General features: G+C 59.6%; 9 protein-coding genes. 1 reads left to right on the top strand and 8 read right to left on the bottom strand.

From position 1 onward, the window contains the following. Positions 1-167: 167 nt before the first annotated feature. Both HBO19_RS26415 and HBO19_RS26410 read right to left on the bottom strand, forming a co-directional pair. The gene (locus tag HBO19_RS26415) at positions 168-1,451 is read right to left on the bottom strand and encodes an FAD-binding oxidoreductase (protein WP_170058613.1); all 1,284 of its coding nucleotides are present in this window, start codon (positions 1,449-1,451) and stop codon (positions 168-170) included. Positions 1,452-1,603: 152 nt separating this feature from the next. After that, the gene (locus HBO19_RS26410; RefSeq protein WP_170042479.1) at positions 1,604-3,094 is read right to left on the bottom strand and encodes an aldehyde dehydrogenase family protein; all 1,491 of its coding nucleotides are present in this window, start codon (positions 3,092-3,094) and stop codon (positions 1,604-1,606) included. A gap of 150 nt (positions 3,095-3,244) precedes the next feature. Here HBO19_RS26410 and HBO19_RS26405 point away from each other — a divergent pair, with 150 nt between their 5' ends. Further along, positions 3,245-4,132, top strand: coding sequence for a LysR substrate-binding domain-containing protein (locus HBO19_RS26405; RefSeq protein ID WP_169952161.1), 888 nt, complete (start codon positions 3,245-3,247; stop codon positions 4,130-4,132). Between the two features lie 65 nt (positions 4,133-4,197). On the opposite strand, the gene HBO19_RS26400 is transcribed toward HBO19_RS26405, so the two are convergent. The 6 genes from HBO19_RS26400 to HBO19_RS26375 all read right to left on the bottom strand — a co-directional run bounded on the left by HBO19_RS26400 (position 4,198) and on the right by HBO19_RS26375 (position 12,480). Next, positions 4,198-7,575 carry an ImcF-related family protein gene (locus HBO19_RS26400; protein WP_170058612.1) on the bottom strand — a complete coding sequence of 1,126 codons (3,378 nt, stop codon included), beginning with the start codon at positions 7,573-7,575 and terminating at the stop codon, positions 4,198-4,200. After that, complete coding sequence (locus HBO19_RS26395; RefSeq protein WP_170058658.1) at positions 7,562-8,545, bottom strand: hypothetical protein; 984 nt, start codon at positions 8,543-8,545, stop codon at positions 7,562-7,564. Before HBO19_RS26395 ends, HBO19_RS26400 begins: the two co-directional genes overlap by 14 nt. A gap of 140 nt (positions 8,546-8,685) precedes the next feature. Further along, positions 8,686-8,949, bottom strand: coding sequence for a PAAR domain-containing protein (locus HBO19_RS26390; RefSeq protein ID WP_170042475.1), 264 nt, complete (start codon positions 8,947-8,949; stop codon positions 8,686-8,688). Beyond that, entirely contained in the window at positions 8,946-11,294 is a 2,349-nt protein-coding gene (locus tag HBO19_RS26385; RefSeq protein ID WP_170058611.1) for a DUF2235 domain-containing protein, read from the bottom strand. The genes HBO19_RS26390 and HBO19_RS26385 overlap by 4 nt, the downstream gene beginning before the upstream one ends. Then, positions 11,282-11,794 (bottom strand): DUF3304 domain-containing protein, encoded by a 513-nt coding sequence (locus HBO19_RS26380; RefSeq protein WP_170058657.1) that lies wholly within the window; start codon positions 11,792-11,794, stop codon positions 11,282-11,284. Before HBO19_RS26380 ends, HBO19_RS26385 begins: the two co-directional genes overlap by 13 nt. 179 nt (positions 11,795-11,973) lie before the next feature. Beyond that, positions 11,974-12,480 carry a DUF3304 domain-containing protein gene (locus tag HBO19_RS26375; RefSeq protein WP_170058656.1) on the bottom strand — a complete coding sequence of 169 codons (507 nt, stop codon included), beginning with the start codon at positions 12,478-12,480 and terminating at the stop codon, positions 11,974-11,976. Positions 12,481-12,783: the final 303 nt, after the last annotated feature.

The raw sequence follows: 12,783 nt of genomic DNA, 5'->3' as shown, positions 1-12,783 counted from the left end.
CCCGCCCATTGGACTGATGTCAGCCAGCCATCAAGCGCCCCTTCGAGCATCTGTAACCATGCGCGTAACGGAAGTGCACATTTACAGTGCGTCACTGCTACGACTCGCACCAATACAGATTAGTAGCCGGCTAAGAAAATGCCGGCTTTTGAAGGGTATTTCGCTGATCAGATGACAATTCGCAGGCATTGGCCCGCGTGGTACAGCGAGAATCCGGCCTCGTACAGGCAACTGCGCAGGCCCACGCCGGCCAGCGGCTGCATCGGCGCAAACGGAATCGGCAGGGCCTTGGGGTCCTGGTGGCACAAATAATCGGCAAATGCCTTGCCCACCACGCTGCCAGTGGTCACCCCACGCCCGTTGTAACCAGTGACTGCCACCAAACCGGGCGCCGGCTCGAAAAGACGCATCAGATGGTCTGGGGTGAAAGCGATGCAGCCGGTCCAGGTGTATTCCCAGTCCACCGCCTTGAGAAATGGGAAATAGTGCTGCTGCACGCGGTCGGCCCAGGCCTTGAGAAACCAGGTGGGTTTCTGGTTGCCATTGCCCAGGCTGCCCAGCAACAACCGCCCATCGGCATCGCGGCGGATGCTGCTCAGCACCTGGCGGGTATCCCAGGAACCCTGGCCGCCCGGCAGGATTTGCTGCGCAGCATCACCGCTCAGGGGCACCGAGGCCACCTGATAGTAGTAACCGGGGAAAAAATTGCGCCGCAACTCGGTCCACTCGCCTTCGGTGTAGGCATTGGAGGCGATCACCACTTGTGCAGCCTGCACCGCACCCTGGGCCGTTTGCACAGACCAGGATTGGCCCTGGCGCTCCAGTTGGGTCACCGGTGAATGATCGAACAACTGCCCACCCAGGCCCACTGCGGCATTGGCCAGGCCACTGGTGTAGGCCATCGGGTTCAAGGTGCCGGCACGCCGGTCGAGCAAGGCGGCGGCGATCTTTTGGGTGCCGGTGGCCTGCTCGCACGCAGCACCGGTCAGCAGCTCCACGGGCGCGCCACGGCGCTTCCATTGTTGCTCGCGGCTGCGCAGGTCGGCTTCGCCACGGGCGTTGTGCGCCATGTGCAACGTGCCCTCGCGGCGCAGTTGGCAATCTATCCTGTACTTGTCGATCAGGCTGAACACCAGGGACGGCGCTGCGCCAAGCATCCGGTTGAGCTGGCTGCCCACCGCCGTGCCGAAACCAGCCTCGATCTCATCCGGAGGGATCCACATCCCGGCGTTGACCAGCCCCACGTTGCGCCCAGAACCGCCATGGCCGGTGCGATGGGCCTCCAGCACGCAGACACTTTTACCTTGCTCCAGCAGGTGGATGGCCGCCGATAAACCGGTGATACCGGCGCCGATCACACACACATCCACCTTGACCTCGCCCGCGAGTGCTGCGCGATCCGGCCGGCCAGGGGTCAGTTGTTCCCACAAACACGCTTCGCGTAATGGCATTGCCAGACTCCGGGATCTAACAAACAACTCTTATTCTGAATTGCGAACCCAATCGAATGTGGGAGCTGGCTTGCCAGCGATGACGATGGTGAATTCAATACCGCTATCGCCGGCAACCCAGCTCCCACATTGACCGCATTTCGGCTGGAGGCTCAGTCGAAGGTAATACCCTGGGCCAACGGCAGCTCCAGCGAATAGTTCACGGTGTTGGTCTGCCGGCGCATGTACCCGCGCCAGGCATCCGAACCCGATTCACGCCCGCCACCGGTTTCTTTCTCGCCGCCAAACGCGCCACCGATCTCCGCGCCACTCGGCCCGATGTTGACGTTGGCGATCCCGCAATCACTGCCCACCGCCGACATGAACTGCTCGGCCTCGCGCACATCGGTCGTAAAGATGCACGACGACAGGCCTTGCGGCACGGCGTTGTTCAAACGCAGCGCCTCGGTGAAGTCCTTGTAGCCCACTACATAGAGAATCGGCGCGAAAGTTTCGCTGCACACTACATCGCTCTGCTCAGGCATTTCGACGATGGCCGGCGCCACGTAGTAAGCGTTGGGGAACTGGTCCTGCAGCTGGCGCTTGCCGCCAAACACCTTGCCGCCTTCGCTCAGGGCCTGCTCCAGGGCGTCCTGCATGTTTTCAAAGCTGTGCTTGTCGATCAGCGGGCCGACCAGATTGCCTTCCAGAGGATGGCCGATGCGCACCTTGGAATACGCGGCCTTTAGGCGCGTGACGATTTCATCCTTGACCGACTCGTGGGCGATCAGCCGGCGCAGGCTGGTGCAGCGCTGGCCTGCGGTACCGACCGCGCTGAACAGGATGGCGCGCACGGCCATGTCCAGGTCGGCGCTGGGGCCGAGGATCATCGCGTTATTGCCGCCCAACTCCAGAATGCTGCGGGCAAACCGCGCGGCAACCTTGGGCGCCACTTCGCGGCCCATGCGCGTGCTGCCAGTAGCGCTGATCAGCGCCACGCGCGGGTCGTCCACCAGGGCGGCGCCGGCATCGCGCCCGCCAATGACCACCTGGCTGAGGTACTGTGGTGCATCGCTGAAGTTTTTCGCCACCCGCTCGAACAAGGCCTGGCAGGCCAGTGCGGTGAGCGGGGTCTTTTCCGAGGGTTTCCAGATCACCGCGTTGCCGCACACCAGCGCCAGCGCGGTATTCCACGCCCACACTGCGACCGGGAAGTTGAAGGCGCTGATCACGCCCACCACGCCCAGCGGGTGCCAGGTTTCACGCATATGGTGGCCAGGGCGCTCGGAGGCGATGGTCAGGCCATACAACTGGCGCGACAGGCCCACGGCGAAGTCGCAGATATCGATCATTTCCTGCACTTCCCCCAGGCCTTCCTGGGTGATCTTGCCGGCTTCCCACGACACCAACTCGCCCAGGTCGGCCTTGTACTCACGCAAAAGGTCGCCGAACTGGCGCACCAGTTCACCGCGACGGGGCGCCGGCACCTTGCGCCAGGCGTCGAATGCATGCTCGGCACGACTGACCTGCTGCTCGACCTCGGCGGCGCCTTCCCAGTGCACACTGGCAATGCGGCTGCCATCGATAGGGGAATGCACGGGCTGTTTCCCCGCCTGGTACAACGCCGGGTCTACCCCCAGACGATCAAGCAATGCGGCAACCATGGGTCACTCCTTCAATCCATCAACAAAAAATGCGCCGCAGCCCGCACGACGATCCAGGCCTTATTTGTAGCTGGCCCAGGACTTGCCAACAAACGACGATTAGGCGAGATATCATTCCGTTTATTCATGCAAAACAAAAAGAGGCATGCCGTGCTCAATAAAAGACATTTGCCCTCGATCACCGCGCTGCAATGCTTCGAGGCCGTGACCCGCCACCTGAGCTTCACCCGTGCCGCCGAGGAGCTGAACCTCACGCAGAGCGCCGTCAGCAAGCAGGTCGCGCAATTGGAAGAGTTGCTGCAGCACCTGCTGTTTCGCCGGGTGCGTCGGCGCTTGCAGATGACCCCGGCGGGCGACCTGTACCTGGTGGAAGTGCGCAAGATCCTGAGCCAGGTGGAGATGTCGACCCACTACCTGCGCTCCTACGGCGGCGAGACCGAAGTACTACGGGTGTCCACGCCCTACACCTTTGGCGCGCGCTGGCTGGTGCCACGTCTCAAGGGCTGGCGCCTACGCCACCCGCAGATCCACCTGGACCTGTGCAACGAACAGACGCCAGACGAGTTGCTGCAAGGCAAGGCCGACCTGGCCTTCTACTTCGGCGCAGGCGCAAGGCCCGGCACCGAGAGCCTCAAGCTGTTCAGCGAGGAACTGGTGCCGGTGTGCGCCCCCGAGAGCCTGCCGGCCCTGCCCTTGCGCGACCCGACGCAACTGAGCGAACTGGTGCTGCTGCAAAACGCCTCACGCCCCCAGGGCTGGCACGACTGGTTCGCCAGCCTCGGCTACCAGACCGAACACAGCTACCACGGGCCGCGCTTTGACACCTTCTATATGTGCATCCGCGCCGCCCAGGTGGGCTGTGGCGTGGCGCTCCTGCCGCGTTTTCTGGTGGAAGAAGAGCTGGCAGACGGCAAGTTGGTGATCCCCTGGCAGCACGCACTGCCCAGCCAGGACGCGTACTACCTGGCGTACCCGGAGCATTCGGCGGAGGTGCCCAAGGTGCGGGATTTTGTGAAGTGGATGATGGAGCAGAAGTGAGCAAAGTGTCTGCGGCTAGAGCGGGATAGCAAACCATCCGCAGCAAGCCCCGCTCTCCAAAACCACTACCGATCAATCTGCGCATAGGGCACCTCTACAGCGCCCTCACTCAGAAATATCTGCTGCGGCAAGGTGAAGTCACGCAATTGCAGCAAGGCCAACGGCCCTGCGCCTAGTTCCGTGCGCAGGTTCCAGGTCAGGCTTGCGCCGTCTGGGGCCTTCAGCACCATACGATAGTGGCTGTCACTATCGTCCAAATGCGTGATTTGGGCTTTTTCCAGCAGGCGGATCAAGCCCCAAGTGCCCTGGAAGTCGCCGAACAGACGCTCGCCGGTATGAATGCTGGTCCAGCTCAGGCTGGCCCCCGGGTGGTCGCTGCGGCCCGGCCAGTTGAAGCGCTGCCAGATTTCGCGCTGGTTGAAATACTGGTGCTGTTCGCCATTGAGCACGAAGGTGGTTTGCACTACATCACGCACCGGTTTGCCTTGTAGATCGAAACTCAAGCCCATGCCGCCATCGGTGTAAATCACATCCGCCAAATGACTGAGCTGGTTGATCGCCGCCAGGAACTGCGGGTTGAAACGCAACCCCTGGCTGTGACGCGGATCGGCCACCCAACGACTGCCTTCCTTGCGCAATACGCCGCGCAGTTGGCGTTGCAAAAACTGCTCGATGCGCCCGGAGTCGGCGCGGATCATCTGCCCCAGCATCGGCAACGAGGAGTCGCTGGCGGTGTTTGCAAAGGGGTAACGACCGGCGAAGGCGCCTTGCCAGTCGGTGACCACCGCCCGTTGCCATTGATTGTTGAGCCCTGCCGCTGACGGTTGCAGCACCCGTTGCCAGGCTTGCTGCAACGGCTGCACGAACAGCGTCTGGCCGACGCCACCCCACTCCGCGCCCAGGCTGGAGGCAATCAGGCTGCCGTAAGACTGGGTATCTGTCAGGTCGACGCTTTTGCCCTGAAATACGGTCTGCGCCAAGGCCTGGGTCATTTCCTGCGGGTCGGGCGCATTGCTCACTTGCTGCAATTTCAAACGTACCCGCGTGACCCGAGTGAGAAACGCTTGCAGGCTCAACCGGTCGTTATCAGCCTTGCCCTCCGCTTTGCCCAGCAACATCAGCAGCGGACCGAAGGTGGCATCCAGCGGGCTACGTGGCGTCTGAGTTTGCTGGTCGATCACCGGCACCTTGTCCTGGTCGATCAGCTTTTGTGCGGACTTGATCAGCGAGTCGGCCAATGCCTGCGTACGCGTCCCGGCTTGGCCCTGATAGGCCAGGGTGTTCATCAGTGCAATCAACGGCGACTGGCGCACATCGGTCATCAGGGTTAACTGGTCGATCACATCGGGCAGGCTGTCAGCCTGATGCCAGCGCAAGGTGTTGAGAAAATCCAGCCAGGCATTGGCGTAGTCCAAAAAGTAGCGCTCGATGAGACGCTCCTTGAGTACCTCCGGCGTCAATTCGGCGGCGATGTCGGCCTGCTTGTCGCTGAGCACCCAGTCGATTTCTTCGCGGCGCGCCTCGGCGATGTCGTCGATGGCCTGGCGCACCTGGCCTTCCCACGCTTGACGGGTGAACACGCCCGGCACGCTGGCTTCGGTGTAGAACAGCGCCAGGACGTCGGTCTCACCGACCATGTTTTGCACACCCATGTCAGGGTATTGGTTAGCAGCCAGGTCGAGGACTTGCTGGTACAGGCTGGTCTCGGCATTACGCTGGCCCAACTGGCCGAGCAGCACTTGCCGGGTCAGTGCTACCAGCGTCGGGTCAGCCTTGATGGCCCATTCAGGATGCGCCGCCAGATGCTCGCCATAGAACTGCCACAGCGTTGGCGACAGACCTTGCCACAGCCCCGGCGATACGCCAACGCGCGACGGCTCGGCGTTGCTCAAGGCTTTGGTCAGAAAGACCGCATTGGCTTTTTGCGGGCGTGCCAGCATCAGATACGCCTTCAATTGCTCGTAGGCACTCTGAGCCCGCTCGGCCCGTTGCTCGCTGCCCGGTGGCAGGCTGATCAAGGCGTTGAGCTGGCGCTGCAAATTGGCCGCCGCCGGGTCACGCATCAAACGGTTGTTGGCTTCGACATAACGCGGCCACACCACCTCGAACAAATCCGGGTTCCGGTTCAGACCGAAACGTTGATACCAGGGCACACCGTGTTCGGCGCGATAATCCAGGCGGGAGAGTTCGCGCACCAGGTCATTGAGCGCAGTCAGTTGCGCATCGCCGTTGCCCGGCTGCTCCAAGGTCGCCAACGAGGCCTGCACCTGGGCAATCTGCATCCGGTTGCTGACAAACGACAGCAACAGACCGGCGCCCCACAGCGTCGCCAGTCCCAGCATCAATACATAGGCGACACGCGGAACACTCCAGCCCAGCCGACGGCCACTGGCTTTATCGTCCAGCACGCCGTGCCACACCGGCGCGGCCGGCCAAACATGTTGAGCATCGCGCTGAGTACGCTGCACCGGCAGGCTGAACCACAACCCGCGTAACGGCACGCCACGGGCAAACTCACCGGCCAGAGGGGCCAGCGTGTGACGCCAACGGGCAATGCCCTCGCCCTGTAAGTCCCGCGACAGGCGTAGCAGGAAGTCATGGCTCATCTCACCATTCATCTGCGCCAGGCCCTCGCGGCGCAATGGCTCCAGCAACCGAGACAGAGAGGTTTCCAACGCCGCCGCCGTTAAACGTGCAGGCAACAGGCAACCGACCGGGCGTGCCTTGCGAGTAGCCTGAGACCATGCGCTGTCGCAGACATGCCACAGGTGCAACGGCAACTGCCAGCTCAGGCTGCGGGCCAGGCGCTGCAACTGATGAATGCCCGCCGCGATTGCGGCATCATCGGCGGCCTGGGTGTTGTTCAGCGCCCAGACCACGCCGTCCAGTGCGCGCCAGCGGCTGAGGCCAGCCCATTGTGTAGGGAATGATTGGTCCCGCGTCGACTGGGCACTACCGCCCCACAAGAGCACGGTGCCTTGGCCTTCCAGCCAGCGTTTATCGGCCAGGGTCGGGGCTATGGCTTCGACTTGCGCGGGTTCGCCGAGGACCAATAGGAGGCGGACTTTGCGGCGCCAGAAGAAGCCGTAGCATTCGCGCAGGTGCTCGCGCAGCTCTCCTACCTTTGCCGCGTCTGGCGATGTCGGTTCCGGGTTCAATCGCAAGTTCGGCGTCTCAGCGTCCGCCCCCACAACCCGCCGTGCCTGGCGAAGCGCCAGACGATCCCATGCCAGCAAAATGACCGGGCAGAACCAGCAGAGCGCGAACCACAACCCCAGGCCCCACAGCAGTAAGTGCTTGATCGGAATTTTCGGCCAGCCCAGATAGCCGCCACACAAGCCATACAACAGGCCACCGAGCAGCACCAGCAGCGTCATGATCAGTAGATAGCCCAACCCCACGCGCACCAAAGAGCCCTTACCTACGTCTTTAACTGTTGCCATGAGGCACCGCCACTCCAATCGCCAATCGTTTGTTTCCATCCTGGCTCAGCCAACCACAGGGCTGACCCGCCTCTCCCGCCTGCAGCAATGCCAGGGACATCCCGATAAATGGCGCAAGGTGCGCCAGCACGCCCCACTGCCCGGCCAGTTGATGCCCCACCGCTGACCAACCGCCCTCTACAAACGCTGCCTGGCTGGTTTTATCCAGTGCCAGGCAGGTGGTCGGAGGAGATTGCAGCCCGGCGTAACGCTGCATCTGTGTACAGAGTTCGACAGGAGACTCGCTCGCCAGGTATTCACCGCGATGCAACAACTGCCGGCCCTGTCGGCTTGCCCGCCAGAGAAAGCCGGCTTCACCGGTCAGCTCACCCTCGTCTGCGCTCTCCACCGACACCACACCGGCGCACAACAGCCAATCGTTCTCGCCACAGCAATCGCGGTGGAAGGTATCGATCAGGTCATCCAAATCAGTCAGGTTCTGTAATGACAAACGGGCCTCGGGCAACACCACGCCCGCCCGGGCCAGCGCATCAACGAAAGCAGCCTGGCTGCTCTCATCTCCTACCCATGCAATCGCCCGCAGTTGCGACCAGCCCTCGACCAGCCCTGGGAGCGCCAGGGTCAAGCGAGCCAAATGCCGGGCCAGGGCCGGGGCACGCTCGGTGAGAGCACTCATCGACAACGGACAACGCAACATGAGATGCGTGGCGCCGGGTGTCGCCAAAGGCTTAGACAGCGGGACGTCTTTCATCAAGTTGCGGTAATCGGTTTGCACATCACCCGCAGGTCCCAGTAACAACACGTCCTGCACCGGTAGCCCGAGAGAGCGCCATTGCCACCAACGCTGTATGGCGGTCTCCAGCGTACGCAGATACACCGTGCGATTGAACAGCTCGATCTGCCACACCACCACACGCACCGCCAGCACCAACGCCCAGCACAGCGGCAGCACTGCACTCCACAGCCACAGCTCCAGGCGCGGTTGCTCCTGGGGCCACACCAGCAGCAAGACTGCCGACTGCGTCCCCCACAGCAGCACCAACCCCAGCCACCAGCGTCCCCAACGTGGTGCGTCCGGTTCGATAGAGCCAGGGTATTCAGGGGGGCCATTCATGGCGCGACACTCATAAAAGTTGCCGCCAAGGTGCTGACCAACTGGCAACCGCACGCGCAACGATGGCCATCCAGCGCCACAGGTTTGCCGTCCATGGTAGAAATCGAGGTACCTTCAATAATGTGCGTCATGCCATGCAGATTGCAGCGGACTTGATCGTCTACACAGGCCACTGGTTTGCCGAAGGCTTCGTAGTGTCCCGATAACACCTCACCGCCGAAGGGGTGCAATGGGTCGCCCAGCCGTACCAGAGGCATCATGAGACCACCGCCTTCACCTGCTCGACCAAGCTGCCCGTCTTGCGCAACATCGCACTGGTCTGCTCGATACGCTGCATATAGTCATCCAGCGAGATCTGGCGCTTCTGTTCGGCCACCACCTGGCCGATATGGCGGGTCGGTTGCAGGAGTTTCTCGGCGCCCGGCAGGAACGGCATCGCCAAGCCAGTGGCTTTATCGATCACCTGGTAGCCGATAGTCGCCGCCCCAATACCCGCCGCCAGTCCGCCAACACCACCCAATACGCCACGGCGCTTGATGCCATACACCGTAGCCCCGGCAATCATCGCCACGCCCAATATGCGACCGGCGACTACAACCGGAGATAGATCGCGGCTGTTGTCGTTACCGAAATAGGTCATGCGGTAAAAGAAATAACCGGCCCACAACTCCCTCGACTTCAACTTATCGTGCATGAACCAGGCCCGCGAGTCGTGTATCTGGTCATCGAACAACGCCACCAGCAGGGCCATGTCAGGGTCTGCACTGGACGTACCTTGAGCATCACGGAACAGTTGCTTACTGCGCTGATCGCCTGCCGTCTTGAGGAAATCATGATCCTTGGACTCGTCATTCTCGTTAAGCAGGAAGACCGCGTCACGTAACACCACATCAGTCACCGTGCCTTGCCAACTGGTCTGCTCGCGCTTCTGCCCCGTGTAGTCGGACTTGAACTCTGCGGCAGCCTGACTGAGCTGGGTCTGGTCGATCGTCGGTTCGTAGATCCGCGGGCCCGGGAGATTAGGGTTTTCCAGTCGTTTACGCGGCAGGCCTGCCACTTCTTTTTCATAGTCCTTGCGCTCTTCACTCGCAATGTAAGCCGTGACTTCTTTGGCCTGAGTGAAATACGGCTGGCGTTTGTAGCTGTCGTTATCATCCTTGAGGTCATTAACATAACGGCCAATGCGCCAGCCGGTGATCCAGCCCAATTGATCAGCCAGAGTGTCTTCTACGGTTGTGCTCAGAAGCTGCGGTGTGTACTCCCCAGCGGGATTGTCGACGGACTTGTCGGCGGGGATACCAGGTAGGGTTTTGCTCCGCCAGGCGTTGAAGCGTTCGATTACTACAGGGCTGACGTCGAACTCCCGTAACGTATCGCGCCCCATGCTTCGCCATTGCGCCTGCGACAACAGACTTTTTGGCAGTACTGCTTCCAACACTTGCAGCGGCGCTCCTGCTGAAAATGCGGCGGCATATAGGTCGTGCAGAACGATCTGCGACACCAGTTCATCAGTGCCACCACGGGCCTTGCCCTGGTCATTTTCGGGGTAGCCGCCGCCAACATCGGAGTGCACACCGGGGTAAACCACCTCATAGGTGTTGGCCGGATACTGGCCGTTCTCGTTCCGGATCGAATCTAGCGGGAAGCATGAGCGCTGCTCAAAGCCGGCGACAAAATGTCGGCAACACTTGACCAGCTTCGGGAAGCGCTGTGCATCCGGCAATAACTGGGTGTCATCGGCCCAATCCATGTGCCCGGCGAAAAACGGGGCCGCATGGGCGATGCCCACCGAGGCCACGGTGTCCAGCACACCGAGAAATTCGACGCTCACGGGTAAGCCCGCCAGTTCTTGAACAGGTTGCTCGGCGCCCTCAGGGGTGTCGAACAACTGGCTCAGCCAGGTGACAAAAGTACGGGCCTCGGCTGCTCCTCGGGAGAAGCCGTACACAAACAGTTTGACCCCCAGCACGCGAGGCTTGGCCAATTCCGTTTTGGCCTGCAAGGGGGCCAATAACTCGTTCATCGTCCGCCGCCGGTTACCTTGACCTAGGGCACTCATCAGAGGCGCCTTCAAGGTGCTCATGGCCTGGACCTTGGTTTTGGCAATAGCCCTATCAATTTCTTTCTTATCGTTAAGCGCGAAAGACAGGGCACTGGCTACCTGCACCAACGCCCAGTTGATGCGATCCTCACCACCAGTGGCATATTTCAGCCCGCCTTCGCTGTAATCCAGTTCACCAATTTCGGGAAACGGAGTACCGACACCCGGCATGTAATAAGAAAAATAGCCTTTGCTCTTGGCATCATTGTCTTGAATCGACGCATGATAGAGTTTGGCGATATTACTGGGGTGGTTACTCTTGGTATCGTTACTGTCGTTATTGTTGGTGCCATCGAAAAATAGACTGATATGCAGACTATGACAGCAGTCGGAATGCCGCTTCTGCCCTCTGGAATTAACCCCCTGACGGTAACGGCTCTCCTCGAAAGTTTGTTTATTGTAATTGGCGGCCACCACCGAAGTTATCGTCGGCAAACGACCACTTACAGGAAAAACCGGAGGAGCCCAAGCTTTAGCTATGGAATTGCTTTTCATTTCGGACATACAGCGGGCTCCTTCATTTGCTTAGGCTCTTTAATCGGGTTGTTCGGCGAGCCGTAGCCCCAGCAAGAAGTTGTGACTTTGACCTGATTACAGACTAAAAAATGCACCTTAAGATCACAAGACTCTGTACCTGGCCACTCCGGAATTTCCACTGTGACTCTATGGTGCTGATAATTGGCTTTATGTTTAGCTTGTGCGGCTCGATAGCCATCAGTTCCTAACGGCGGCCATTTTGAGTAAGCAAAAGGGTCAGGGTCGACTTCCCACTCGACATTAGCCTTCAAACCAGGTCGCCACTTAGTCGGCATGATGATGCAGCACGAACTCCCGCCTCCTCCATGGGCCCTGTAACCATTGACCGAAAACCAATTGATTGCACTCAAGGTATGGTTGACGGCCTGTATATTTCCGCCCGCCATTTCGTTATCCGCAGAGGAACATCCGAATAGCATTAAGGCCAACAAGCCACCCAATCCTTGCATCAGCAATTTTCTCATCATTAATTTCACAGCCTTAACCCCCCTGATCACAACCAAACTAAAAATTACGCGCACGTAACTAAATAGTCACTCCATGGTTTGCTTGTTGTAATTGGCTGCCACCACCGAAGTTCTCGTCGGCAAACGACCACTGACAGGGAAAACCGGAGGAGCCCAAGCTTTAGCTATGGAGTTGCTTTTCATTTCGGACATACAGCGGGCTCCTTCATTTGCTTAGGCTCTTTAATCGGGTTGTTCGGCGAGCCGTAGCCCCAGCAAGAAGTTGTGACTTTGACCTGATTACAGACCAAAAAATGCACCTTAAGATCACAAGACTCTGTACCTGGCCACTCTGGTATATCCACTGTGGCGCTGTGACGCTGGAAGCTAGTTTCCGCTTTAGCCATAGCAACCTTAAACTCCTTTGTTCCAAGAGGAGGCATTTTTGCAAACGGGTCAGGGTCGACTTCCCATTCGATATTAGCTTTCAAACCAGGACGCCACTTAGTCGGCATGATAATGCAGCAAGATCGCCCGCCCCCTCCGTCAGCTCTATAACCATTGACCGACAACCAATTGATTGCACTCAAGGTATGGTTGACGGCCTGTATATTTCCGCCCGCCATTTCGTTATCCGCCGAGGAACATCCGAATAGCATTAAGGCCAGCAAGCCACACAATCCTTGCATCAGCAATTTTCTCATCATTAATTTCACAGCCTTAAACCTCCCTGACCACAACCAAACTAAAAATGTTGCGCACGTAACTAAATAGTCACTCCAAGGTTTGTTTTTGTAATTGGCGCTCACCACCGACGCCTCGGAAGGCAAACGACCACTGACAGGAAAAACCGGAGGAGCCCAAGCTTTAGCTATGGAATTGTTTTTCATTTCGGACATACAGCGGGCTCCTTCATTTGCTTAGGCTCTTTAATCGGGTTGTTCGGCGAGCCGTAGCCCCAGCAAGAAGTTGTGACTTTGACCTGATTACAGACCAAAAAATGCACCTTA

The organism is Pseudomonas sp. WS 5021 (assembly GCF_012985535.1).
Taxonomy (GTDB): domain Bacteria; phylum Pseudomonadota; class Gammaproteobacteria; order Pseudomonadales; family Pseudomonadaceae; genus Aquipseudomonas.
Note: the sequence above shows the minus strand (reverse complement) of the source record. Positions and strands in the feature narration are given on the sequence as shown.

Excerpts from the sequence above, each read along its gene's own strand:
- HBO19_RS26380 (WP_170058657.1), bottom strand. The coding sequence starts at position 11,794 with ATGATGAGAAAATTGCTGATGCAAGGATTGGGTGGCTTGTTGGCCTTA.
- HBO19_RS26385 (WP_170058611.1), bottom strand. The coding sequence starts at position 11,294 with ATGTCCGAAATGAAAAGCAATTCCATAGCTAAAGCTTGGGCTCCTCCG.
- HBO19_RS26375 (WP_170058656.1), bottom strand. The coding sequence starts at position 12,480 with ATGATGAGAAAATTGCTGATGCAAGGATTGTGTGGCTTGCTGGCCTTA.
- HBO19_RS26390 (WP_170042475.1), bottom strand. The coding sequence starts at position 8,949 with ATGATGCCTCTGGTACGGCTGGGCGACCCATTGCACCCCTTCGGCGGT.
- HBO19_RS26415 (WP_170058613.1), bottom strand. The coding sequence starts at position 1,451 with ATGCCATTACGCGAAGCGTGTTTGTGGGAACAACTGACCCCTGGCCGG.
- HBO19_RS26410 (WP_170042479.1), bottom strand. The coding sequence starts at position 3,094 with ATGGTTGCCGCATTGCTTGATCGTCTGGGGGTAGACCCGGCGTTGTAC.
- HBO19_RS26400 (WP_170058612.1), bottom strand. The coding sequence starts at position 7,575 with ATGGCAACAGTTAAAGACGTAGGTAAGGGCTCTTTGGTGCGCGTGGGG.